17 protein-coding genes and 2 tRNA genes are annotated in these 23826 nt (G+C 73.6%); 12 read left to right on the top strand and 7 right to left on the bottom strand.

Features of this window, described 5'->3' with window-relative positions; all coding sequences use genetic code 11:
• Nucleotides 1–40 precede the first annotated feature (40 nt).
• A complete protein-coding gene (locus ACWDCZ_RS15010) occupies nt 41–1264 on the bottom strand; it encodes a low temperature requirement protein A (protein ID WP_449816116.1) in 1224 nt (407 codons plus the stop codon).
• 495 nt (nt 1265–1759) lie between these two features.
• Entirely contained in the window at nt 1760–3463 is a 1704-nt protein-coding gene (locus tag ACWDCZ_RS15005) for an ABC transporter family substrate-binding protein (RefSeq protein WP_074005100.1), read from the bottom strand.
• Between the two features lie 357 nt (nt 3464–3820).
• On the opposite strand from ACWDCZ_RS15005, the gene ACWDCZ_RS15000 reads away from it, so the two are divergent.
• The 5 genes from ACWDCZ_RS15000 to ACWDCZ_RS14980 all read left to right on the top strand — a co-directional run bounded on the left by ACWDCZ_RS15000 (nt 3821) and on the right by ACWDCZ_RS14980 (nt 8806).
• Entirely contained in the window at nt 3821–4801 is a 981-nt protein-coding gene (locus tag ACWDCZ_RS15000; protein ID WP_049652233.1) for an ABC transporter permease, read from the top strand.
• A gap of 15 nt (nt 4802–4816) precedes the next feature.
• Nucleotides 4817–5791: an ABC transporter permease gene (locus tag ACWDCZ_RS14995; RefSeq protein ID WP_449816115.1), complete on the top strand. Its 975-nt coding sequence runs from the start codon at nt 4817–4819 to the stop codon at nt 5789–5791.
• Nucleotides 5788–7863, top strand: coding sequence for an ABC transporter ATP-binding protein (locus ACWDCZ_RS14990; protein WP_449816114.1), 2076 nt, complete (start codon nt 5788–5790; stop codon nt 7861–7863). The genes ACWDCZ_RS14995 and ACWDCZ_RS14990 overlap by 4 nt, the downstream gene beginning before the upstream one ends.
• Nucleotides 7864–7933: 70 nt before the next feature.
• Nucleotides 7934–8007 (top strand) — tRNA-Lys (locus ACWDCZ_RS14985).
• 73 nt (nt 8008–8080) lie between these two features.
• Complete coding sequence (locus ACWDCZ_RS14980) at nt 8081–8806, top strand: GOLPH3/VPS74 family protein (protein ID WP_449816113.1); 726 nt, start codon at nt 8081–8083, stop codon at nt 8804–8806.
• Between the two features lie 50 nt (nt 8807–8856).
• Here the strand turns inward: ACWDCZ_RS14980 and ACWDCZ_RS14975 are convergent, their stop codons facing one another.
• Entirely contained in the window at nt 8857–9741 is an 885-nt protein-coding gene (locus ACWDCZ_RS14975; RefSeq protein ID WP_449816112.1) for an alpha/beta fold hydrolase, read from the bottom strand.
• The gene (locus ACWDCZ_RS14970) at nt 9738–10529 is read right to left on the bottom strand and encodes a DUF998 domain-containing protein (protein ID WP_082345204.1); all 792 of its coding nucleotides are present in this window, start codon (nt 10527–10529) and stop codon (nt 9738–9740) included. Before ACWDCZ_RS14970 ends, ACWDCZ_RS14975 begins: the two co-directional genes overlap by 4 nt.
• 198 nt (nt 10530–10727) lie before the next feature.
• On the opposite strand from ACWDCZ_RS14970, the gene ACWDCZ_RS14965 reads away from it, so the two are divergent.
• The 3 genes from ACWDCZ_RS14965 to ACWDCZ_RS14955 all read left to right on the top strand — a co-directional run bounded on the left by ACWDCZ_RS14965 (nt 10728) and on the right by ACWDCZ_RS14955 (nt 14763).
• A tRNA-Lys gene (locus ACWDCZ_RS14965) sits at nt 10728–10801 on the top strand.
• 225 nt (nt 10802–11026) lie between these two features.
• Nucleotides 11027–13441, top strand: coding sequence for a transglycosylase domain-containing protein (locus ACWDCZ_RS14960; protein ID WP_449816111.1), 2415 nt, complete (start codon nt 11027–11029; stop codon nt 13439–13441).
• A 167-nt stretch (nt 13442–13608) separates the two neighbouring features.
• On the top strand, nt 13609–14763 hold the full coding sequence (locus ACWDCZ_RS14955) for an EamA family transporter (protein ID WP_449816110.1): 1155 nt from the start codon (nt 13609–13611) through the stop codon (nt 14761–14763).
• On the opposite strand, the gene lepB is transcribed toward ACWDCZ_RS14955, so the two are convergent.
• Both lepB and ACWDCZ_RS14945 read right to left on the bottom strand, forming a co-directional pair.
• Nucleotides 14726–15514, bottom strand: a complete 789-nt coding sequence (gene lepB / locus ACWDCZ_RS14950; RefSeq protein WP_449816109.1) for a signal peptidase I — start codon at nt 15512–15514, stop codon at nt 14726–14728. The genes ACWDCZ_RS14955 and lepB overlap by 38 nt on opposite strands.
• Before the next feature lie 269 nt (nt 15515–15783).
• Nucleotides 15784–16119, bottom strand: a complete 336-nt coding sequence (locus ACWDCZ_RS14945; RefSeq protein WP_049649676.1) for a chorismate mutase — start codon at nt 16117–16119, stop codon at nt 15784–15786.
• 276 nt (nt 16120–16395) lie between these two features.
• Here ACWDCZ_RS14945 and ACWDCZ_RS14940 point away from each other — a divergent pair, with 276 nt between their 5' ends.
• Nucleotides 16396–16821 (top strand): OsmC family protein, encoded by a 426-nt coding sequence (locus tag ACWDCZ_RS14940; RefSeq protein ID WP_049649677.1) that lies wholly within the window; start codon nt 16396–16398, stop codon nt 16819–16821.
• Between the two features lie 441 nt (nt 16822–17262).
• A complete protein-coding gene (locus ACWDCZ_RS14935) occupies nt 17263–19419 on the top strand; it encodes a putative bifunctional diguanylate cyclase/phosphodiesterase (protein WP_449816108.1) in 2157 nt (718 codons plus the stop codon).
• A 298-nt stretch (nt 19420–19717) separates the two neighbouring features.
• Here the strand turns inward: ACWDCZ_RS14935 and ACWDCZ_RS14930 are convergent, their stop codons facing one another.
• A complete protein-coding gene (locus tag ACWDCZ_RS14930) occupies nt 19718–20809 on the bottom strand; it encodes an LLM class flavin-dependent oxidoreductase (protein ID WP_387968147.1) in 1092 nt (363 codons plus the stop codon).
• Nucleotides 20810–21452: 643 nt separating this feature from the next.
• Here ACWDCZ_RS14930 and ACWDCZ_RS14925 point away from each other — a divergent pair.
• Together ACWDCZ_RS14925 and ACWDCZ_RS14920 are read left to right on the top strand one after the other, a co-directional pair.
• A complete protein-coding gene (locus ACWDCZ_RS14925) occupies nt 21453–22040 on the top strand; it encodes a DedA family protein (RefSeq protein ID WP_234348218.1) in 588 nt (195 codons plus the stop codon).
• A gap of 412 nt (nt 22041–22452) precedes the next feature.
• Nucleotides 22453–23730: a polysaccharide deacetylase family protein gene (locus ACWDCZ_RS14920; RefSeq protein WP_049649680.1), complete on the top strand. Its 1278-nt coding sequence runs from the start codon at nt 22453–22455 to the stop codon at nt 23728–23730.
• The last annotated feature ends 96 nt before the right edge of the window (nt 23731–23826 follow it).

The raw sequence follows: 23826 nt of genomic DNA, 5'->3' as shown, positions 1-23826 counted from the left end.
TCGGACTGGGCGTGCCCCGTGGACCGGTACGCCCCGCGGATCAGTACGCCCGGCGGGCGCCCGCCCGCCTGCTCTCCCGGCCGTGGACCAGCACGCCCACCGCCACCATCAGCGCGCAGACCAGGCCCGCCGCGAGCACCCCGGAGCCGCCGAGCGCGGTGCAGGCCAGCACCAGCGCGGCCCCCGCCGGCGCCACCGCCTGGGCCGCCGCGCCCCGCTTGGTGTGCCGGGAGTGCAGGAACCAGACCGTGACCAGGTAGAGCGCGGTGGGCACGGTGACCGTCGCGGTGGCGGCGGTCTCGGAGATGTGCGCCTGGTGCACCGCCGACTCCACCGCCACCTCCAGCCCGGTGCCGATCGCCGCCGCCGAGGCGAACACCAGGTAGTGCCCGTACCCCCAGACCAGCGCCTGCCGGTTGGAGCGCAGGTGCTCGTGGACGGACCGGGCGAAGTAGATCCACCAGGCCGCGAAGCAGATCAGCAGCCCGCCGGCGGCCACCGGCACCAGCCGGCCCAGTTCCTCGTGCTCGTCCACCGCCGACTGCACCGCGACGGTCGCCGCCGCCACCGTCTCGCCGAGCACGATCAGGGTGAACAGCCCGTACCGTTCGGCGATGTGGTGCGGGTGCCAGGAGGTCCGCGCCCGCAGTTCGGCGACCACCGGCACGGCCAGCTCGCACAGCACCCCGACCGGGATGACGTACAGCCGGACGTCCTGCGGCAGGAACAGCACCACCACCCAGCCGGCCTGGCAGAGCGTGATCCCCGCCGCGTAGCCCAGCGCGACCCGGCGCGCCGGGCCCTGCTCGCCGGCGGCCGCGCGCAGCCACTGGGTGACCATCGCCAGGCGCATCACCAGGTAGCCGACGATCCCCAGCGTCAGGTCCTGGGTGGCGAAGATCCGCGGCACGCCGGCGGCGAGGATCAGCACCCCGGCGATCTGCACCAGCGTGGTGATCCGGTACGGCACGTCGTCGACGTCGTACGCGGAGGCGAACCAGGTGAAGTTCATCCAGGCCCACCAGATCGCGAAGAAGGCCAGCACGTAGCCGCGCAGGCCGTCGCCGTAGTGCCCGGCCGCCAGCGAGCCGGCCAGTTCGCGCCCGGCCTGGCCGACCGCGACCACGAAGCAGAGGTCGAAGAAGAGCTCCAGCGGGGTGGCGACCCGGTGCGGCTCGTTCCGGTCGCGCGGGACCATCCGGCGCACCGGCGGCGGATCGACGGGGTGGCTGGGGCGTGCCGTCGCGGCGGGGTCACTGGCCATCGGAGCTGCTCCGGGGAGTCGGGAGGAGGGCGGGGGGACCGTCCCGCGCATCCTGGCAGCGGCCCCGGCCCGGCGCACGCACCGGCGCGACGGCTCTGAACGCGGGCGCAACAGCTGTGCACGCACCGGCGCGGCCCGGAAAGGCCGCGCGCCCCCCGGGTACGATGGCCCCGTATGTCCCCTTTTTTCCTTGCCGTCAGCCGTAGTTGACGCTCCGGTGCGCGAACCGGGTGACAGCGCGGCGGGTTTCCGGGCGCGCCCCGCGCGCTGCGTCGCGAGCGACCGGAGCGCCGCTAGATTCTTCCCCGGTTGGAAGAGCGCGGGCCCTGCCGGGCCCCACGACACGGGTGGCGTGCGGGCAACGCGGAAGGTCAAGGCGGGTGGCGGGATTGCGGGGGCGGCGGAGCCGATCCCCCCGCGTCCGCGCCACCGGCCTCGTGATCACCGCGCTGCTCGCCAGCGCCTGCCGTGCGGCCCGCCCCGCCCCGGCGGCGGCTACTTCTCCCAGCCGAGCTTGCTGTAGTCCTCCCCCGCCAGACCGAAGGCCCCGTAGTTGGCCAGGCCCTTGCGGGTCGCCACCACCTCCGGCCGCTGGTAGAGCTCGACGGTGTGGCCGAGCTCCCAGATCTTCGCGTCCGCCTGGTTGTAGAGCTTCGCGGCCTCCGCCGGGTCGACCGTCCCGGCGGCCTTCTTCAGCAGCTCGTCGATCTCCTGGCTGCCCAGGCGCGAGGGGTTGCTGAAGCTGTTGTCGCCCACCGGCAGCCGGAAGTTGGTCAGGCTCTTGGAGAGCGGGAAGGAGTCGGTGTTGCGCCAGCTCGCGATCTCGAACTTGCCCGGGTTCACGTACTTGGTGAAGAAGTCGTTGGCGGGCACCTTGTCCAGGCTGACCTTGGCCCCGGCCGCCTGCCACATCGCCACCGCCGCGGTGGCCAGGTCGATCTGGGCCTGCGGGGTGGAGTCGTTGAGCACCCAGTGCAGTTCCAGCGGCCGGCCGTCCTTGGTGCGCGGCTGACCGCCGCCGGCCTCCTTCCAGCCCGCCTCGTCCAGGAGTTTCTTGGCGGCGGCCAGGTCGAACCTGGCCCAGTCGCCGGAGGTGTCCTGGTACCCGGTCTGGTTGGGCATGAAGATGTGGTTGCCGAGCGGCTTGAACTCCACCGGCACGCCGTTGTTGGCGATCTTGATCAGTGCGGAGCGGTCCAGCGCCTTGCCGAGCGCCTGCCGGACCTTCCGGTCGCTCAGCGCACCCGAGCCGCCGAAGGAGATGTGCACCTCGTCCCACGGACTGGCGCTGCGGATCACGGTGTCCTTGGCGTCCTTGAGCTGCCCGTACGCGGTGGCGGTGCCGGCCGCGGCGTAGTCGATCTCGTTGTTGAGGTACGCCTGGGTCGTCGCCGACTGGGACATCACCCGGAAGGTGACCTTGTCGACCTTGGCCCTGGTGCCCCACCAGGCCGGGTCGGGGACGAGGGTCAGGGTCTGCGCGGTCTTGTCCGCCGTGCCGACCTTCAGCGCGCCCGCGGTGATCGGGATCTTCTCCACCCAGCCCTTGTTGAAGTCGTCCGGGGTGGAGATCCCGGCCGCCGGGATCAGCGGGCGGAACAGGTTCTGCCAGTCGGCGTACGGCTCGGCGAAGGTGACCTTCACCTCGGTCGGATCGGCGCCCTGCTCGACCGCGGAGATCTGCTCGTAGCCGGACGGGTCGGAGACGTTGTACGCCGGGTCCTTGCCACCGGCGGCCTGCCAGTCGGCCTTGAAGTCCAGGTAGCCGAGCGGCTTGCCGTCCGACCACTTGGCCTTGGGGTTGAGCCGGTAGGTGACCACCTGCGGCGAGGTCGAGGTGACCTTGGCGTCCACCAGGTAGTCCGGGTCGGGCAGGAAGCTGCCGGCGGCGTCCGTATTGAAGAGCGAGGGCTCCAGGTTGCGCATGATCGAGACTGCGGAACCGTAGTAGCCGTCCACCTGTAGCGGGTTCCACTGGGTGATCCACTGGTAGAGCGGGAAGCGCACCTCCCCGCCGTCCTTGACCTGGTCCAGCGGCTTGGGGTTGAGGTCGTTGGCGCCCGGGCCCGGCGGCTCGCTCTTCGCCGCGTTGTCGGCGGAGCCGCCCCCGCCCGAGGTGCACGCGGTGACCGCGAGCGCGACGGCGACGGCGAGCGCGGCGGCCCGGCCGAGGCGGCGGGCCGTGGTGGAAGCGTCCATGAGGGTCCCCCTGGGATCGATGACGGGAGTTGGGGCGCGAGAGGTGTGACGGGGCTTGAGCGTGGGCAGCCAATTCGGCACCGGGCGAGCAGAAGGTAACAGCGGATCAGATCCGCCACCAGGGGGAGGAGGGCACACCTGATCGAAAAGTCACACGCGGCAACACGGGCGCAACACCGCCTCAGTGCCCGGGTGCTTCACTCTGACCTGCGCTTTCCCAACTCACTGATCAGTCAATCGATCTGACGATCCGCCGAACCATGCCAACCGACGCCCCGAACGGGCCCGGACCGGAGGCCCCCACCCGATGCCCACCAGACGCGTCGGCCCCACCCGCACCGTGACGGGCGGCCGTTGATGCTCCGCTTCCTGACGAAGCGGCTGAGCTACTACGCGGTGCTGCTGATCGCCGCCGTCTTCCTGGCGTACGCGATCTCCGCGACCGCCCTGCAGCCGCGCACCTACTTCGACGCCAAGGTCCCCCGCCCGGCCGTCGAATCGGTCGAACGCCAGCTCACGGCGCTCAACCTGAACGACCACACCCCGGTCGTCGAACGCTTCGGCCACTGGGCCGGCGGGCTGCTCCACGGCGACCTCGGCCGGACCATCCACGACACCCCGGTCACCGACGACTTCGGCCGCCGGGTCTGGGTCTCGCTGCGGCTACTGCTGCTCGGCAGCCTGCTGGGCATGGTCCTCGGCGTCGCGGCCGGGGCCTGGAGCGCGGTGCGCCAGTACCGGATCTCCGACCGGCTGCTCACCGTGCTGTCCTTCGTGCTGCTCTCCACCCCGGTCTTCCTGGTCGCGCTGTTCCTCAAGAACGGCGCCATCGCCGCCAAGGACGCGGCCGGCCACGACGTCATCCCGTTCACCGGCTACGAGACCCCCGGGCTCACCGGCGGCCTCGGCACCCACCTCGCCGACTGGGCGCTGCACCTGCTGCTGCCCACCATCTCGCTGGCCCTCGGCGGCCTCGCCACCTACAGCCGCTACCAGCGCGGCACCATGCTCGACGTGCTCGGCTCCGACTACCTGCGCACCGCCGAGGCCAAGGGCCTGACCCGCGGCCGGGCGCTGCTCAAGCACGGGCTGCGGACCGCGGTGATCCCGATGTCGACGATGTTCGCCTACAGCTTCCTGGGCATCTTCACCGGCGCGATCTTCACCGAGACGATCTTCGGCTGGCACGGCATGGGCGAGTGGCTGATCCAGTCGATCAACGAGCAGGACGTCAACTCGGTGGTGGCGATCAACCTGTTCACCGCCGTCGTCGTGCTCGTCTCCGGCTTCCTCGCGGACACCCTGCACGCCGCCCTCGACCCGCGCGTGCGGTCCTGACCGGAGGAGAGCCGAATGACCACCACCGTCGCCGAGCCCTCCGCCCCGGCCACCGCCCCCCGGGGCACCGGCCGCGGACGGCTCGTCCTCAGCCGGCTGCTCGCCGCCCGCGGCGCCGTCGCCGGGGCCGTCGTCGTCCTGCTGCTGTTCCTGCTCGCCTTCGGCGGCGCGTACCTCACACCCTGGGACTACGCCGCCCCGGACTTCTCCGCGCTGCACCAACCCCCGTCCGCCGAGCACTGGTTCGGCACCAACGGGGTCGGCCAGGACGTCTTCGCGCAGACCGTCCGCGGCCTGCAGAAGTCGCTGGTCATCGGTCTGCTGGTGGCGCTGTTCTCCACCGTGCTGGCCTCCGTCGTCGGCGCCTGCGCCGGCTACTTCGGCGGCTGGGCCGACCGGGCGCTGATGTTCCTGGTGGACCTGCTGCTGGTCTTCCCGGCCTTCCTGATCATCACCATCGTCTCGTCCCGGCTGAAGAGCGCCGGCTGGATCGCCTTCGTCCTGCTGCTCGCGCTGTTCAACTGGATGATCACCGCCCGGGTGGTCCGCTCGATGACCATCTCCCTGCGCGAGCGCGAATTCGTCCGCGCCGCACGGTTCATGGGCGTACGGCCGCTGCGGATCATCAGCCGGCACATCCTGCCGAACGTCGCCTCCTTCCTCATCATCGACGCCACCATCGCGGTCGGCGGCGCCGTGATGAGCGAGACCGCGCTCTCCTACTTCGGCTTCGGGGTCAAGCCGCCGGACGTCTCGCTCGGCACCCTGCTCGCCGCCGGGACCGGCGAGGCCCCGGTGTTCCCCTGGCTGTTCTACTTCGCCGCGGCGCTGCTGGTGCTGTTCGTGCTCGCCGTCAACCTGATCGGGGACGGGCTGCGCGACGCCCTCGACCCCACCTCCGGGACGGCGCCCCGCCGTTCCCGGTCCGCCCGCCGCTCCCGGTCCACCCGCCGTTCCCACCGCCCTGCCAGCCGTAGGAAGCTCCCGTGACCACCACCGCCGAAACCCCGCTGCTCGCCGTCCGGGACCTGCGGGTCGACTTCGCCGGGCCCGACGGCCCGGTCCCCGCCGTCCGCGGGGTGGACCTCACCCTGCGGCGCGGCGAGACCCTCGGCATCGTCGGCGAGTCCGGCTCCGGGAAGTCCGTGACCGCGCTGTCCGTGCTCGGGCTGCTGCCCGGCACGGCGCGGGTCAGCGGCTCGGTGCGGCTGGACGGGCGGGAACTGGTCGGGCTGCCGGGCCGGGAGCTCGCCGCGATCCGCGGCCGCCGGATCGCCATGGTCTTCCAGGACCCGCTGTCCGCCTTCACCCCGGTCTACCGGATCGGCGACCAGATCGCCGAGGCGGTCCGCGTCCACCAGCGGGTGGACCGGGCCGCCGCGCGCCGCCGGGCCGCCGAACTCCTCGACCTGGTCGGCATCCCGGCGCCCGACCGGGCCCTGGACAGCTTCCCGCACGAGTTCTCCGGCGGCATGCGGCAGCGCGCGATGATCGCCATGGCGGTCGCCAACGATCCCGACATCCTGCTCGCCGACGAGCCCACCACCGCCCTCGACGTCACCATCCAGGCCCAGGTGCTGGACGTGCTGCGCACCGCCCAGCGGGAGACCGGCGCGGCGCTCGTCCTGGTCAGCCACGACCTCGGGGTGATCGCCGGGGCGGCCGACCGGGTCGCGGTGATGTACGCCGGACGGGTGGTCGAGACGGCCGGGGTGGACGAGCTCTTCGCGGCCCCGCACCACCCGTACTCGCTCGGCCTGATCGGCGCGCTGCCCCGGCTGGACGGGCGCGGCGGTCCGCTCGTACCGATCCCCGGCACCCCGGCGCCGATGGCCGAACTGCCCCCGGGCTGCCCCTTCGCGCCGCGCTGCCCGCTCGCGGAGGAGCGCTGCACGACGGCCGAGCCCGCCCTGCAGGGTACGGAGGAGCACCTGTCCGCCTGCGTACGGTCGGCGGAGCTCGCCGAGCGACGGCCCGCGCCCGCCGAGGTCTACCCCGTTCCGGAGCTGCCGCCGACCGCCGTCGGCCCCGTCGACCGCTCCACCCGGACGCCGGTGCTGTCGGTGAGCGGCCTGGAAAAAACGTTCCCCCTCCTCAAGGGCACGGTGTTCAAGCGCAAGGTCGGCGAGGTGTACGCGGTGGACGGCGTCGACCTGGACCTGCGGGAGGGCGAGACCCTCGGCCTGGTCGGGGAGTCCGGCTCCGGCAAGTCCACCACCCTGTTCGAACTGCTGCGGCTCGGCGCCCCGGAGACCGGCCGGATCGAACTGCTCGGCCACGACACCGCGACGCTCACCCGGGCCGAGGCCCACCGGCTCCGCGCCCGGGTGCAGATCGTCTTCCAGGACCCGATGGCCAGCCTCGACCCCCGGATGCCGATCGGCGACATCGTCGCCGAACCACTGCTCGCCCAGCGCGCCCCGCGCGAGGAGATCGCCCGCCGGGTGCCCGAGCTGCTGCGCCAGGTCGGCCTCGACCCGGAGCACGCCGTCCGCTACCCGCACCAGTTCTCCGGCGGCCAGCGCCAGCGCGTCTCGATCGCCCGGGCCCTCGCCGTCCGGCCCGGGCTGCTGGTGCTGGACGAGCCGGTCTCCGCCCTGGACGTCTCCATCCAGGCCGGGGTGCTCAACCTGCTCCAGGCCCTCAAGGCCGAACTGGGCCTCTCCTACCTGTTCGTCTCGCACGACCTCTCGGTGATCCGGCACCTCGCCGACCGGGTCAGCGTGATGTACCTCGGCCGGACGGTCGAGCAGGGCGAGGTCTCCGCCGTCTTCGACCGCCCCCGCCACCCGTACACCCGCGCCCTGCTCTCCGCCGTCCCGCTGCCCGACCCCGCCGCCGAGCGCGCCCGCGACCGCATCCTGCTGGCCGGCGACCCGCCCCCGCCCACCGAGCGCCGCACCGGCTGCGTCTTCCGCACCCGCTGCCCGCGCTACGCCGCGCTCACCGCCCCGGCGGACCGGGCCCGCTGCGAACAGGAGCGGCCGGCCCTGCTCGGCGCCCCCGGGGCGGACCACCAGGCGGCCTGCCACCACCCGGAGCCGGCGACCCGGGGGCAGTGACAATCGGTGATCACTCGAACACGATTCGGTGGATCCGGTCGGCGGCGTGTAAAGTCTTCGACGTCAGCAAGCGCCGCTAGCTCAGTTGGTTAGAGCAGCTGACTCTTAATCAGCGGGTCCGGGGTTCGAGTCCCTGGCGGCGCACATGGCAAGGTCTCAGGCCGTCCACTCCGGTGGGCGGCCTGAGGCGTTTCCGGGCCGGGTAGGCCTTCTCCCCATGAACTCCCCCGACACCGGCACCCGGCCCCTGGCCGAGGAACTGCTGCTGCTCTGCGCCGACCCGGCGGACGGACGCCTTCGGATCCCCGCCCTCACCCTCTCGACGGCGGTCGCGGGCGCCGTCCTCGCCGAGCTCCAGCTGGCCGGCACGATCACCGTCGACGGGCGCCGGATCACCGGCCACCGGCCGCCGGGCGACCAGGACGAACTCGCCGCCGCCGTCCTGGCCGACCTCGGGCAGGCGGGCGAGGGCCGGCCCCGGACCCTCGAACACGCGCTGCGCGCGCTGACCCACCCGCACGGCCGGGCGACCCACCACCACCTGGACCGGATGGTCGGGCAGGGCGTGCTGACCGTCCGGAGCCACCGCTTCCTCGGGCTGCCCTACCGCCGCTGGACGGCCGTGCGGCCGGACGCCGGAGCGCTGATCGCCGCCCGGACGGCGGCCACGCTGGCGCACGCCGGGCTCTCCGGGGTCTCTGGTCCGACTGGTCTCTCTGGTCTCTCTGGTCCGACCGGTGCGGCTGATCCGACCGATCCGGCCGACGAGCGCGACCGGCAGCTGGCCGGCCTGATCGGGGCGGCCGGGCTGGAGCGCCGGCTCTACCGGGGTCGGGACGGCGCCGAGACCCGGCACGCCGTCCGGCAGCTGGCCCGCGACCTGCCGGTCCCCCGGGCCGTGAAGCGGGAGATCACCCGGCGGAGGTCCCAGTCCGGGGGCTGATCCGTGCTCCGGCACCCGCCCTCGCGGCCTCCGGCACCCGGGCCGACCGCTCAGCGGGTGTCGAGCACCGCCGAGGCCACCGCGTCCGGGCGGTCGAACATCACCAGGTGCCCGGCCGGGGCGGTGGTGCGGAAGTCCGCCCCGAGCAGTGCCGCCAGCTCCCGCTGCCGGGCCAGCCAGTCCTCGGTGCGGCGGGTCCGGCAGCCGTCGTCGGCGGCCAGCACGGTCACCGGCAGGTCCTCGGCCAGCGGCCGGGTGCGCCGCAGCTCGTCCAGTTCGGCGGCCGTGTCGAGGTAGCGGCCGTTCTCCCGCAGCAGCGCGCGCAGCGCCCGCCCGGTGCGGTAGCAGTGCCGGACCAGCGGCGCCGGGGCGAGGTCCTCGCGGCGGACGGTGGACAGCCGGGCCATGGCCCGGCGGGCCGTCGGGCCCAGCAGGTAGGGCACGGCGAGGGCGGTAGCGGCGCCGGCCACCGCCCGGGCCGCCAGGTCGCGCGCGCCGGGCGCCGGGTAGGGCCGGGCCGCCGCCTCCACGCTGCCGTCCACCAGCACCAGCCCGGCGGTCCGCTCGGGGTGCAGCCGGGCGAAGGCCTCGACGTGGAAGCCGGCCAGCGAGTGCCCGACCACGGTGCAGGGCTCCCGCAGCCCGAGGCCGTCGAGCACCGCCCGGATCCGCCTGGCCTCGCCGGCCGCCGTCGGCGCGGGGCGCCCGGTGGCGGGCTCCCCGGCGCTCAGCCCGTAACCGGGCCGGTCGAAGCGGACCACGGTGCGGTACGGGGTGAGGAAGGGGACGACCAGGTCCCAGTCGAACCAGCTGCTGCCGAGGCCGCCGGAGAGCAGGCAGACCGGGCCACTGCCCTCGGTGCGGACGTGCAGCGGGACGCCGTCGACGCGCAGGAAGCGCGCCCGGTCGACGGCCTCCGGTCCGGCGGTGCTCATGTCGGCCTCCGTCCCGGGGACGGTTCGGTCGGTCGGCGCCGCCCCTCGTCCCCCTGGTTCACCTCGGCGTCCTCGGCGTCCTCGTCCGTACCGTCCGAGCGGGCGACGCCGAGGGCCAGCAGGCCGAGCCAGAGCGCGACCAGCAGCACCTGGAGCCGCTGCCCGGCCCCGAGCGCCCAGGTGCCGTGCCCGGCCTGGAAGGCGGCGATCGAGGCGAGGCTCCAGCCGGTGGCGAGCAGCTCGGCGCCCAGCAGCCAGGGCCCGAACCGGCGCACCGGCGGCCACCAGTGGTAGCGCCGGGCGGCCACGGTGAGCGAGACCAGCGCGGTGAGCGCCCCGGCCATGGCGAGGCTGCTGGTGACCGCGTGCGCGGTGTGGGTGGCGGGGACGAGCCCGGCGGTCTCCCGCGCGGCGCACATCTCGTCGCTGGTGGGGGCGCAGCTGAGCGGCAGCCGGGAGTCGGCGGCGGTCGCGGCGCCGAACAGGGCGAGCGCGGACCAGCCGGCCAGCGCCCAGCGCCGCCGCCGCGAGGCCCCGACCCGCCCGGTGGCGAGGGCGGTGCCGGCGGCGGCGAGCAGGCAGAGTCCGGCGGCCAGGTCGGTGGCCCGGAACAGGCCGCCCAGCGGCTGGTCCTCGGCGGCGAGTTCGCTGATGTACGCCTGCACCGGGTCGAGTCCGGTGCTCAGCACGACCTCCAGCACCCAGGCGGTGTACGCCACGGCGCTGAGCAGCAGCAGGGTGGCGACCGTCGTCCGCGCGGCGCGGTGGCCTGGCTGGGGGCGGGGCACCGTTCCACCCTAACCAGCGGCGAACTCCGGACCAACCGGAAGGAAAGGGGCGGATCGATCGGCCGCCGCCCGGGTCGTTCGCGGGTGCCCGGGCACGACCCGGGGACGACCCGGGGGCAGCCCGGCGACGGTTCGGTGATGGCTCGGTGATGGTTCGAGGCACCCCTCGGAACCGTGTATTGTTTTCCAGGTCAGCAGGCGCCGCTAGCTCAGTTGGTTAGAGCAGCTGACTCTTAATCAGCGGGTCCGGGGTTCGAGTCCCTGGCGGCGCACAGACATTTGGGGAGCCTCTCGCAGCAGCGAGGGGCTCCCCGATTTTTTGGCCTCCGACGTCCGTTTTGCGTGTGATGTCGGTCTCGATTGGCGATCCGCCGGAGCTATCCGGCCCGTTCTGCTCGTCCAGGGCAGTAAAACCGGAATCGGGACAAAGGTCCCCAACCGCCGATGTCCCCGTCCGTGCCGGGCTGCCTCGATGCGCCCGCAGGAAAGGCCGCGCTTTGTCCAGAAACGCCCAGGGCGGCCGTCGCACGCCGTCGATCAGTCTCCGGCCGGTCAAACGGCTCAAGCGCTCCACCGGCCCGGCCGGCGGGTCCGGCGGGTCCGGCGGCAGGAAGCCGCGACGTCCGAAGCGCACCGGCTGGCGCCGGCTGATACCCACCTGGCGGATGACCCTGCTGGGCTTCGGCTCCGCACTGCTGCTCGGCATCGGTCTGTTCGCCCTCGGGATCGCCCTGGTGAAGGTGCCGGACGCGCACGCCGCCGCCACCGCCCAGAGCAACACCTGGCTCTACGCGGACGGTTCGGTGCTCACCCGCACCGGCCAGACCAACCGGCAGAACGTCTCCCTGGACAAGGTCTCCCCCGCCGCCCAGCACGCCGCGCTGGCCGCCGAGGACCGGAACTTCTACAACGAGGGCGCGATCAACGTCCAGGGCCTGGCCCGGGCCGCGGTCAACACCGCCAAGGGCCAGGGCACCCAGGGCGGCTCCACCATCACCCAGCAGTACGTGAAGAACACGTACCTGAACCAGAAGCAGTCGGTCACCCGCAAGGTGAAGGAACTGTTCATCGCCATCAAGGTGGACGCCACCGAGAGCAAGAACGACATCCTCTCCGGCTACCTGAACACCTCGTACTACGGCCGCGGCGCCTACGGCATCCAGGCCGCCTCCCAGGCGTACTTCGGCATCGACGCGTCCGCCCTCGATCCCGCCCAGGGCGCCTACCTGGCCACCCTGCTGAACGCCCCGAGCGCCTACGACGTCGCCACCGCGACCGCGGCGGGCAAGCAGAACGCCGTCAACCGCTGGAACTACGTGCTCGACGGCATGGTCAAGGAGGGCTGGCTCTCCGCGGACGAGCGGGCCAGGACCGCCTTCCCGGAGGTCCGGGACCCCCAGCCCAACCCGGGCCTGTCCGGCCAGGCCGGCTACCTGGTCGACGCGGCCACCCAGTACCTCACCTCCAGCGGCGTGATCAACGAGACCGAGCTGGCCAAGGGCGGCTACACGATCAAGCTGAGCATCGACCCGGCCCGCCAGCAGGCCCTCCAGGACTCCGTCCAGGCCCAGCTGCACGACAGCCTGAACCCGGACAAGCGGAAGAAGGACGCGGCCGCCCAGGCCGGCGCCGCCTCGGTGGACCCGAAGACCGGCGCGGTCGTCGCCCTGTACGGCGGCGTCGACTACGTGAAGCACTACGTCGACAACGCCACCCGGCGCGACTACCAGGCCGGCTCGACCTTCAAGGCGATCGCGCTGGCCGCCGCCTTCGAGAACAACGCCAAGACCCAGGAGGGTCGCACCGTCACCCCGCGCACGGTGTACGACGGCACCAGCGGCCGGAAGGTCCGCGGCGGCAAGGGCACCCCGTACGCGCCGCCGAACGAGGGCGACAAGAGCTACGGCCAGATCACCCTCCAGCAGGCCACCGACTGGTCGGTCAACTCGGCGTTCGCGCAGCTCGCGCAGGACACCGGGCTCCAGAAGGTCAAGGACACCGCCGTCGCGATGGGCCTGCCCGGCAACACCCCGGGCCTCGACCCGGTGCCGTCCATCCCGCTGGGCGCGGCCACCCCGAGCGTGCTCGACATGGCGGGCGTGTACGCCACGCTGGACAACGGCGGCAAGCAGATCACCCCGTGGCTGGTGCAGTCGGTGGACCGCGAGGGCGAGAACGTCGCGCTGCCCGCGCACAAGACCACCCAGGCGATCAGCGAGGACACCGCCAACCAGGTCACCTCGATGCTCCAGGGCGTGGTGAGCGACCCGGGCGGCACCGGCTGGCGGGCCAAGGGCCTCGGCCGCCCGGTGGCGGGCAAGACCGGCACCACCGACGACCAGAAGTCGGTCTGGTTCGTGGGCTACACCCCCGAGCTGGTCACCTCGGTCGCCCTGTTCGGCCAGGACCCGGGCAACGGATCCCAGGTCAGCCTGAGCGGCGTCGGCGGCATCGACGGCGCGGCCGGCGGCCAGTTCCCGGCCCAGATCTGGACGAGCTACATGAAGTCCGCGCTCAAGGGCCAGCCGGTCAGCGACTTCGCCACCCCGGCGGGCGGCGACTCCTCGGGCGCCACCGACCTGCCGACCGCCCCGAGCACGCCGAGCAGCACCCCGTCGACGGGCGCCCCCAGCGGCGCTCCGAGCACCGGCCCCACCACGGCGCCGGGCGACGGCTCGGGCTCGACCCCGTCGGGCGGCACCGACGGCGGCGCGACCACCGCGCCGACGGCCCCGCCGACCAGCCAGCCCACCACCCAGCCCACCCGGCCGCCCCGGCCCACCTCGAAGCCGACGCAGACCACCCAGCCGACCGCGCCCCCGACCAGCCAGCCGACCGGCCAGCCCACGGGCGGGACGGGCGGGACGGACGCGCTCACGGGGGCGGGCGCCTCGTCCCGGTCCGGGGGCTGACGGGGGTCCGTTCACCCCGGCCCGTTCACTCGGCCCCGGCCGCCCGCTCTCAGCTGAGACCGGGCGGCCGGGGCCGAGTGATTTCGCCGCTGCGTACGGTGAAGGGCAGGACCGAATGACGGAATGGCGCCTTACCCGATCATTGGTATGACTGTCACAATGCGGCCGTGCACAGATCAACGGCCTCGCCCACCCTCCCTTCGGGCAGAACCCTCGGCCTCGGCCTCGCGCTCGTCTCCGCCTTCGCCTTCGGCGGCTCCGGCACCGCGGCCAAGCCGCTGATAGAGGCCGGACTCTCCCCCCTGCACGTGGTGTGGCTCCGCGTCACCGGGGCGGCGGTGGCACTCCTCCCGATCGCCTACCGGCACCGGGACGCCGTCCTGCGCCGCCCCGGCCTGCTGCTCGGCTTCGGCCTGCTCGCCGTGGCGGGCGTCCAGGCCTGCTACTTCGCGGCGATCTCCCGCATCCCGGTCGGCGTCGCCCTGCTCATCGAGTACCTCGGCCCGCCGCTGCTGATCGGCTACGTCAAGTTCGTCCAGCGCAAGCCGATCACCCGCGGCGCGGCCATCGGCGCCGGCGTCGCGGTGGCCGGGCTGGCCTGCGTGGTCGAGGTCTGGAACGGTCTGAGCTTCGACGCGCTGGGCGTGCTGTTCGCCCTCGGCGCGGCCTTCTGCCAGGTCGGCTACTTCGTGCTCGCCGACGCCGGCCGGCACGGCGACCGCCCGGTCGACCCGCTCGCCGTCAGCGCGTTCGGGCTGCTCGTCGGCGCGGTGCTGCTCACCGTCCTCACCCGGCCGTGGCAGGCCGACTGGAGCCGGCTCGGCGGGTCGGTGGTGATGAACGGGCACACCCTGCCCGCGTTCGTCCCGGCCGCGTGGATGGTCCTGATCGCGACCGTGCTCGCCTACCTGACCGGGGTGATCTCGGTCGGCTACCTCTCGCCGCCGATCGCCGGGGTGGTCGCCAACCTGGAGGCCGTGGTCGCCACCGTGACGGCCTGGGTGCTGCTCGGCGAGCACCTCGGGGTGCCGCAGATCGCGGGCGGCCTGCTGGTGCTGACCGGCGCCTTCGCGGCGCAGGCGAGCAAGCCCGCGGAGGTGGGTTCGGGGGCTGGGACGGGCTCGGGAGCGGGCTCGGGCTCGGGAGCGGGCTCGGGCTCGGGAGCGGGCTCGGGAGCGGGCTCGGGCTCGGGAGCGGGCTCGGGCTCGGGTTCAGACGCGGGGGCCGACGGCCCTGGAGCCGCCGGGCCCGGGGCCCCCGACCGGGTGGCCGCCGAGCGCGGGATCAGCGGCCGGTCCAGCCGAACCAGTCGAGGTGACTGAGCGGCCACACGACGGCCGACACCGGGCCGACCACGTTGTCCACCGGCACGGCGCCGCCGCCCTGGCCGTGCTGGTGGTACCGGGAGTCCGCGGAGTCGCTGCGGTGGTCGCCCTCGACCCAGACGTAGCCCGAGGGCACCTTCACCGGCCCGAAGTCCAGCCCGGCGCAGGAGCCGTCCCCGGGGTGCAGGTACGGCTCGTCGACCTTCCGCCCGTCGACGGTCAGCGTGGTGCCCTCGCACTGCACGGTCTGGCCGCCGGTCGCGATGACCCGCTTGACCAGGTAGTTGTCGTCCTTCGGCGGCACCAGGCCGACGAAGCTGAGCACCGAGCTCACGGCGTTGGTGACCGGGTTCGGGTCGGTCGGCTGCGGCGGCAGCCAGCCCCCCGGGTCCTTGAACACCACCGGCTGCCCCGGCTCCGGCTCCCAGCCGGTCAGCGGCGCCAGCTTGTTCACGCCGACCCGGTCGCCGATCCGCAGGGTGTTCTCCATCGAGCCGGACGGGATGGTGAACACCTGGAACAGGCAGGTCTTGATCAGCAGCGCGACCACCAGGCCGACCGCCGCCATCACCGGCAGCTCGATCCACCACGGCCGGGGACGCCGGCCCGCGCGGCGGTCCGTACGGCCGCGCGAACCGCGCGCCCGACGGCGGGCCTCGGCGCGGCCACCGGACACCTCGTGGACGTTCGACGCGGAGCCGCTGGGGGCTCCGGCCCCGCTGGGCGTTTCGGGCAGGTTCACCGCCATCGTCGCTGCTCCACCTCTCCGGCTGGGGAAACCTGCACGCTACGCCAACCGTGGAGCCTGACGAAATCGGTCATTTAGCCGCCGCCGACATCGCCGGGTGTCCCGGAGGAGCCCCGGGGGTCGCACCGGGGATCACCGGGGGTCACCTGGGAACGGCCGGGAACGACCGGGGCCCGCTGCCGGCGGTCCGCTCCGTCTCCGTCTCCGGGTGGGGTGCGGGCTTCGGGCGCGGGGGCCTCCGGCCTCCGGGCGTGCGGGCTCCGGCCCGGTCAGGCGCGGGCGATGGCCTCGTGGTGGCGGATGACCTCGGCGATGATGAAGTTCAGGAACTTCTCCGCGAAGACCGGGTCCAGCTTCGCCCCCGCCGCCAGCTCCCGCAGCCGCTTGATCTGGTCCCGCTCGCGCGCCGGGTCGGCCGGCGGCAGCTTGTGCTCAGCCTTGAGTCGGCCGACCCGCTGTGTCGCCTTGAAGCGCTCGGCCAGCATGTGGACCACCGCGGCGTCGATGTTGTCGATGCTCTCGCGCAGGCTGGTCAGCTCGGCCCGTACGGCGTCGTCGATCCCCTGGGGCAGAGCGGCGTCGGGGGTCGTGGAGTGGTCCGTCATCGGGGCGGCTCCCGGTGTCTGGAGTGGGCGCCCGACCGTACGCCGGCCGGGCTCGGGCCCGGGCAAATCTAACAGGGCCCCCGCTCCGGCCCCGCACCGTCGGACGGAACCGTCCACGATCCGGACAGTGCCCCGGAGCCGCCCGCCGGCACCGCGCACCGCCTCCCCGCTGCGGCGTGACACGCCGGAGCGGGGAGGCCCCTGCCCGTAGGCTGGGGCACGCATGACCGGAAGTGACCGCTCGAACACTCTCCCTCAGCACTGGAGGAACCGATCGTGGCAACCACCCGCACCGCCCGTACGGCCTGGGAGGGCAACCTCGTCGCCGGCCAGGGCCAGGTGACCTTCGAATCGTCCGGCATCGGCACGTACCCGGTGTCCTGGCCGTCCCGCGCCGAGCAGGCCAACGGCAAGACCAGCCCGGAGGAGCTCATCGCCGGCGCCCACTCGGCGTGCTTCTCGATGGCCCTCTCCCACGGCCTCACCGGCGCCGGCACCCCGCCCACCACGCTGGAGACCCAGGCCGACGTCACCTTCCAGCCGGGCGAGGGCATCACCGGCATCCACCTGACCGTCACCGGCACGGTGCCGGGCCTGGACGAGGCGGGCTTCGTCAAGGCCGCCGAGGACGCCAAGGCCAACTGCCCGGTCAGCCAGGCCCTGACCGGCACCACCATCACCCTCACCGCCAAGCTGGCCTGAACCGCACCCCTCTTCTTCTCTTCTTCTTCACCGCGCCCCTCGGGGACCGGCCGGCGTCCGGCTCCCGGCCGGTGTCCGGCCCGCGGTCGGCGCGCGACCGGTCCGCGTCCGGCGCACGGTCGGCGCCCAGGGGCGCGGCTTCAGCGCACGCGCCCCTGGCGCACATCATGTGATGTGCACCGGGGGCGTCTGCACGTACCGCCATTCATGATCACAAAGCGGGCGAATCACCCTGGCGGCGGTCACCGCGTGTTGCCGTCGCGGCCTATGATCGGCCGCAGCGCCCTGTCCTTCAGGCGGGTCCCCGCGCACCGGCGCCCCACGACGGGCGGCCCCGCAGCGGACCGACTCCGAGGACCACGACAGAGTGCGGAGCCGACCGCCGGGTCCCGACTGGCCGGCCGGACATCGTCAAGCGTCAGCAGCGGACGGGAGCATGCCGTGCCGGGCCAGAACGAGGGGGCCGACGCACACCACCCGGGCGGGCGGCACGAGGAGTCACCGTGCCACCGCCACCTCGCCTCTCCGGTCCTGGAACCGGTCCTCGATCCGGCCCTTGAACCGACCCTGGGACCCACCGCCGGATCAGCCGTCGGACCTGTCGTCGGATCGACCGGCGGAACGGGCGGCGGGCCCGTCTCCGGATCCGTCACCGGGCCGGCCGCGGGGCCCGTCACCTCCTTCACCGCCTGCGGGACGCTGACCGAGCCGGAGCCGCTGCTCTGCCCCACCTGCGCGGCCCCGCTCAGCGGCGACGCCCGCCGGGAGCGGGGGCTCACCCGTGGCAGCGGCCGGGAGAGCATCGACACCGACCGGCTGCTGGCGGCGCTGCGGGCCAGCGAGTCCCGGTTCCGGGCCGCCTTCTGCGACGCCGTCATCGGCATGGCCCTGATCGATGCCGAGGACCGGATCATCGAGGTCAACCCCGCCTTCGCCGCCCTGATCGGACAGGGCGTCGGCGACCTGGTCCGCACCCACCTGCACGAGATCATCGACCCGGAGGGCATGCCGGACCGGCTCTTCTCCGAACTCGTCCGCGGCGAGCGGGAACGGTTCCGCGTGGAGAAGCAGCTCAAGCACCGCGAGGGCCACACGGTCTGGAGCAAGGTCACCGTCTCGCTGATCCGGGACGGCGCCGGGGACCCCCTCTACACCCTCGCGCTGGTCGAGGACATCACCGAGCAGCGCCGGCTCGGCGACCGGCTGGAGTACCAGGCCCTGCACGACCCGCTGACCCGGCTGCCCAACCGGACCTACTTCTTCGAGCGGCTCGACGCCGCCTGCCTCGCGCCGGCCGACCAGCCGGGCCCGGTCGGCGCCCCGGACGAACGCCGGGTCGGGGTCTGCTACCTGGACCTCGACGGCTTCGCGGCGATCAACGAGGCGCTCGGCCACCACATCGGCGACCAGCTGCTGATCGCCGTCGCCACCCGGCTGCGGCGCGGGTTCGACGGGCGCGACACCCACCTGGTGGCCCGGATGGGCGGCGACGAGTTCGCCGTGCTGGTCACCGACAGCCTGGGCAGCGAGCAGCTGACCGAACTGGCCGCCCGGATCCTGGAGGTGCTGGAACGTCCCTTCGACGTCGCCGGGCACCGGCTGGTGGTCACCGCCAGCGTCGGCGTGGTCGAGCGGTCCGTGCACGAGACCACCTCGACCGACCTGGTCAAGGACGCCGACGCCACGCTCTACTGGTCCAAGGCCGACGGCCGCGCCCGCTGGACCCTCTACGACCCGGACCGCGGCGCCCACCAGCTCACCCGGCAGCTGCTCGCCACCGCGCTCCGCCCGGCCCTGGAACGCGGCGAGTTCGCGATCGAGTACCAGCCGCTGGTCGGCCTGGCCGACGGCACCGTGCACGGCGCGGAGGCGCTGGTCCGCTGGCGCCACCCCCGCTACGGGACGCTCTCCCCGGACCGCTTCATCCCGCTCGCCGAGGAGACCGGCGCGATCGTGCCGCTCGGGACCTGGGTACTGGAGGAGTCCTGCCGCCAGGCCCGGCAGTGGCTCGCCGAGTTCCCCGAGACCGAGACCTTCGTGAGCGTCAACCTCGCCGCCCGCCAGATCTGGGACTCCGACATCGTCGCCGACGTCGCCCGGGCCCTCGAACGCACCGGCCTGCCGGCCCGACTGCTCCAACTGGAGATCACCGAGAGCGCCCTGCTCGGCCCCGGCGGCCGGCCCCTCCAGGCCCTCCAGGCGCTCGCCGACATGGGCGTGCGGATCGCGATCGACGACTTCGGCACCGGCTACTCCAACCTGGCCTACCTCTCCCGGCTGCCGGTGCACGTGCTCAAACTCGACGGCACCTTCATCGAGGGCTTCCGCGAGCCCTCCCCGACGGACCGGCCCGGACGCCCGGAACTCGGCTCCCGCCGCAGCGACGCGGACGAGCAGATCGTCGGCGCGATGGTGCAGCTCGCCCACACCCTCGGCCTGACCGTCACCGCCGAGGGCATCGAGAGCGCCGCCCAGGCCGAACGCCTGCGGCTGACCGGCTGCGACACCGCCCAGGGCTGGTACTTCGCCCGCCCCGGCGAGGCCGAACTCGTCGCGGCCATACTCCGCGACGGCCGCCCCGCCCTACAGGGCCGCTAGCCGCAGGGTCGGGCCGGAACGAGACGGGGCCTGGGCCGGCGCCCGCCCAGGGCCGGTACTTCGCCCGCCCCCGGCGAAACCGAACCGGCCGCAGTGAGCAACAGCCGAGGGCCGGCGGGCCGACGGCTCGGTCCGCCCGGCCCGCGGTGGTGTGGCCCACCACCGCGTGGCGCTCGGCCCGCGCCCCGGCTGGCCCGGGGCGCGGCGTCGGGCCTCCCGGCGGCGGTCACGGCCGTGGCAGGACCGCAGGCCGCCAGTCCCGGCGGCCGGTCTCGCCACAGCCGTCAGGCCGCAGCCGTCACGCCGTCGCCGTCAGGCCGTACGCCTCGGCGATCAGGCCGTACGAGCGGAGCCGGGCCTCGTGGCCGTGGATGTGGGAGGTGACCATCAGCTCGTCCACGCCGGTCCGCTTGCGCAGGGCCTCCAGCCCGTCGGCGACCCGGCCCGGGTCGCCGAGCACGACGTTGTCGAGCCAGCTGTCGATGAAGTCGGCCTCGACCGGGCTGTACGGGTACTCCTCGGCCTCCTGCGGGGTGGGGATCGGGCCGGGGTTGCCGCGCCGCAGGCGGAGCATGCCGAGGGCCGCGGAGCGGGCGAGGCGCCGGGCCGAGGGCTCGTCGTCGGCGGCGACCGCGCTCACGCCGATCAGCGCGTACGGCTCGGCGAGCACGGCGGAGGGGCGGAAGGACGAGCGGTAGAGGTCCAGCGCCGGGACGGTGTTGGCGCTGCTGAAGTGGTGGGCGAAGGCGAACGGGAGGCCGAGGCGGCCCGCCAGCTGGGCGCTGAAGCCGGAGGAGCCGAGCAGCCAGACCGGCGGGCGGCCCTCGCCCTTGGGGACGGCCGTCAGCCGGGCGTACGGGTGGCCGTCCGGGAAGTCTCCGTCGAGGAAGTGGGTCAGCTCGGCGAGCTGCTGCGGGAAGTCGTCCGCGCCTTCGGCGAGGCCGCGGCGCAGCGCCCGGGCGGTGGCCTGGTCGGTGCCGGGGGCGCGGCCGAGTCCGAGGTCGATCCGCCCGGGGTGCAGGGCTTCCAGCAGGCCGAACTGCTCGGCGATGGCCAGCGGGGCGTGGTTGGGGAGCATGACGCCGCCGGAGCCGAGCCGCAGCGTGGTGGTGTTGGCCCCGAGGTGGGCGAGCAGGACGGCGGGGGTGGAGCTGGCCACTCCGGGCATGCCGTGGTGCTCGGCCACCCAGAAGCGGTGGTAGCCCCACTGTTCGGCCCGGCGGGCCAGTTCGGTGGTGGCGGCGAGGGCCTCGGCGGGCGTGTGGCCGACGCCGACCGTGGCCAGGTCGAGGATGGAGAGCGGGGCGGGTGCCGTTCCCCGGGCGGTGCCCCGGATTGCCGTGTCGGCCGCCGGTTCGGCTCCGTGCTCCTGCTGGTCCTCGGTGGTCATCCCGTCCGCCCTCCTGGCTGCCGTCCTTGTGCCGGCCGTCGTGGCCGGCCGCGCGGGCCCGGGTGGTCCGCCGGTCGCTGTCGCCGACCGGGGTCAACCACGGCCGGGGGCTCGCTGTTCCCGCCTCGGGGATGTCGTCCGGCCACGGTCCGAGTGGGTTTCGGCCATTTCGCACGGGCGTCCGACCGACCGTTCGGCTGACGGAGAGCCAGTGGGCGAACACGGCTGGCGACTTCCCGCCAGCGCCGGAAGTCGCCAGCCCGGGCCCTCGCGACCGGGGGCCGGCGTCCGGCAGGCTTGGGCCCAGAGGCGGACCGCCGGAGCGGGATCCGCACTCCACCAGCAAGATCGTCGGGCTGGACCAGCACCGGACGATCACTGCGAGCCCTCGGCGCGGCACCCCGCCCCGGGGGCTCGTTCGGTTTCGGCGGCCCTCCGCCGCCCGGGCACCCCTCACCCCGGCCGACCCGGACATACGGCCCGGACGCACGGCCCGCAGCCTCGGGGCACGGCCGGAATCAGCACTCGTGATCCATGCCATACCGGGGTGCTTCATGGCATGAAAAGTCGAGGCGCTAGCGTTGACCCCTGCAGCCACCTGCTCCCCCGGGAGGCACGGAGGGAGTAAAGGGTCTTGAACTTCGTGGCCGCGATCGGATCCTCGTGGATCTGCGCGCTGGCGCTCGTCGCCGTGCTCGGGGACGCCCTCCTGCCGTTCATCCCCAGCGGGACGCTGGTCATCCTGGCCGTGCTCAAGACCTCGCAGATCAACGGCGCGCCCCTGATGCTCGGACTGGGCGTGGCGGTGGCCTCCTTCCTGGGCGACCTCCTGCTGCTGAACCTGGCCCGGCGCGGCGCCCCGGTGCTGCACCGCCGACTCGCCCGGCGCCCGAAACTGGCGGCCAGCGTGACCCGGGTCCAGGAGGCCCTGATCGAACGCCCCCACGGAGCGGCCGCCGCGATGGTGGTGGTCGCCCGGTTCGTCCCGGCCGGCCGGACCGTCCTCGACCTGGCCATCGGCCACTCCCCCGCCCATCCGCACCGGTTCCTGCACTGGTCGGCACTGGCGGCACTGGTCTGGGCCGCCTACATCGTGACGCTGGGCTGGCTGAACAGCCACTGGTTCAACACCGCCTGGCTGAGCCTCGTGGTCTCCTGCGCGGCGGCCACCGCCATCAGCACCGCGATCGCGCGCATGGTGCGCCGCACCCGGCGACTCGCCGCGCTCTGACGGCCCGCCCGGCCGCCCCCCTTCTCTCCCTCCTTTCCCCTCCCGCCCGGCCCACCCGGAGCGGCCCCATAGCGGGCTTCGGGCCGCCCGGCCCAGCAAGGGGCAAAAGTTTTCCCAAAAGGGCGACCAACCGGGCCGAACGCTGACGAACTCCGGCGGGGAGCGGACCGACCGGCGGTAGCGTACTGACCGGACCGCACGGGGCGGGAAGCGTCACAGGACGGCAACAGTCGAGGCATCCCCGCAGCCCAGCCGTACGCGCCCGGCGTGTTGAGAGTCGTCAGCGCTCGGCGACCTTGGTGGCCGCTGCGGCGACATGACATGCTAACGGCGGAATATTCATCAATTGCCCGATTTGACCGGTGCGGCCGCGGGCCGCCCTCACCACCGGTATCGGCACCCAGGGGAGACCATGACCAGCATCTCGCGCAGGACGGTGCTCAGCGCAACCGCCGCGACCGCGGCCCTCGGCGCGGTCGCGGCCTGCTCCAGCGGCGGGTCCGGCTCGGGCCAGGGCTCCCCCTCCCCCGGCCCCGGCGGCGCGAGCACCACCCAGGGCGGCAGCGGCGACCCCACCCAGGCGGTGGTGCCCAAGGGCACCCCGATCGGCGACGGTTCCAACGCGGACACCGGCCCGCAGCCGAACCAGCCCAAGCCCGAGAAGCTCAAGCCGGGCGAGCGGCCGCCCCAGTTCGTGGTCTTCTCCTGGGACGGCGCCGGCGGCACCGAGGACGGCCAGTTCCCCCGCTTCCTGAAGCTGGCGGAGCAGCACAAGGCCACGATGACCTTCTTCCTCTCGGGCATCTACGCCCTGCCCAAGGGCAAGGCGGACCTCTACCACCCGCCGAAGCACTCGGTCGGCGCCTCCGACATCCCGTACCTGTCGGACGGCGCGGTGAAGAGCACGCTCAAGCTCGTCAGCCAGGCCTGGCTGGCCGGGCACGAGATCGGCACCCACTTCAACGGGCACTTCTGCTCCAGCCGTCCGGACAAGAACGGGGTCAACGTGTGGACCCCGGAGGACTGGCAGAGCGAGATCGACCAGGCGATCGGCTTCGTCACCCAGTGGCGGACCAACACCGGTTTCACCGATGTCGACCCGCTCCCCTTCGACTACAAGAAGGAGCTGATCGGCGGCCGCACCCCGTGCCTGGAGGGCCAGAAGGCTCTGCTGCCGACCATCGCCAAGCTGGGCTGGAAGTACGACGCCAGTTCCTCGGGCGGCCTGCAGATATGGCCGCAGAAGGTGCAGGACGGCAAGGTCTGGGACTTCCCGCTGCAGTCCATCCCGTTCCCCGGGCACACCTTCCAAGTCCTGTCGATGGACTACAACATCCTGGCCAACCAGTCCGCCGGCAGCACCAAGGGCGACCCGGCCAAGTACGGCGACTGGCGCACCCAGGCCACCAACTCCTACCTGGCGGGCTTCGAGCGCGCGTACAACGGCAACCGCGCGCCGTTCTTCGTCGGCAACCACTTCGAGCAGTGGAACGGCGGCATCTACATGGACGCCGTCGAGGAGACCCTCAAGACCATCGCGGGCAAGCCCGACGTCCGGCTGGTCTCCTTCAAGCAGCTCGTCGAGTGGCTGGAGGTGCAGGACCAGTCCACCCTGCGCAAGCTGCGCTCGCTCAACGTCGGCCAGGCGCCGGCGGGCGGCTGGGAGAGCTTCCTCGGCACGGCGGGCTGACCCGCCGGGGAACGGCGGGACGGGGCACCGGCGGCGGCCGGCGGGGGTGCGGCCCCCGCCGGCCGTCGGCGTTCCGGTCTGCGTCCTGATCGGTTC

This window comes from Kitasatospora sp. NPDC001225, from assembly GCF_053597855.1.
The sequence above is the reverse complement of the archived record's forward strand: the minus strand, read 5'-3'. Positions and strand labels throughout refer to the sequence as shown.

Coding starts and splice junctions, on each gene's coding strand:
- ACWDCZ_RS15010 (WP_449816116.1), bottom strand. CDS start 1,264: ATGGCCAGTGACCCCGCCGCGACGGCACGCCCCAGCCACCCCGTCGAT.
- ACWDCZ_RS15005 (WP_074005100.1), bottom strand. CDS start 3,463: ATGGACGCTTCCACCACGGCCCGCCGCCTCGGCCGGGCCGCCGCGCTC.
- ACWDCZ_RS15000 (WP_049652233.1), top strand. CDS start 3,821: ATGCTCCGCTTCCTGACGAAGCGGCTGAGCTACTACGCGGTGCTGCTG.
- ACWDCZ_RS14995 (WP_449816115.1), top strand. CDS start 4,817: ATGACCACCACCGTCGCCGAGCCCTCCGCCCCGGCCACCGCCCCCCGG.
- ACWDCZ_RS14980 (WP_449816113.1), top strand. CDS start 8,081: ATGAACTCCCCCGACACCGGCACCCGGCCCCTGGCCGAGGAACTGCTG.
- ACWDCZ_RS14975 (WP_449816112.1), bottom strand. CDS start 9,741: ATGAGCACCGCCGGACCGGAGGCCGTCGACCGGGCGCGCTTCCTGCGC.
- lepB (WP_449816109.1), bottom strand. CDS start 15,514: ATGGCGGTGAACCTGCCCGAAACGCCCAGCGGGGCCGGAGCCCCCAGC.
- ACWDCZ_RS14945 (WP_049649676.1), bottom strand. CDS start 16,119: ATGACGGACCACTCCACGACCCCCGACGCCGCTCTGCCCCAGGGGATC.
- ACWDCZ_RS14930 (WP_387968147.1), bottom strand. CDS start 20,809: ATGACCACCGAGGACCAGCAGGAGCACGGAGCCGAACCGGCGGCCGAC.
- ACWDCZ_RS14920 (WP_049649680.1), top strand. CDS start 22,453: ATGACCAGCATCTCGCGCAGGACGGTGCTCAGCGCAACCGCCGCGACC.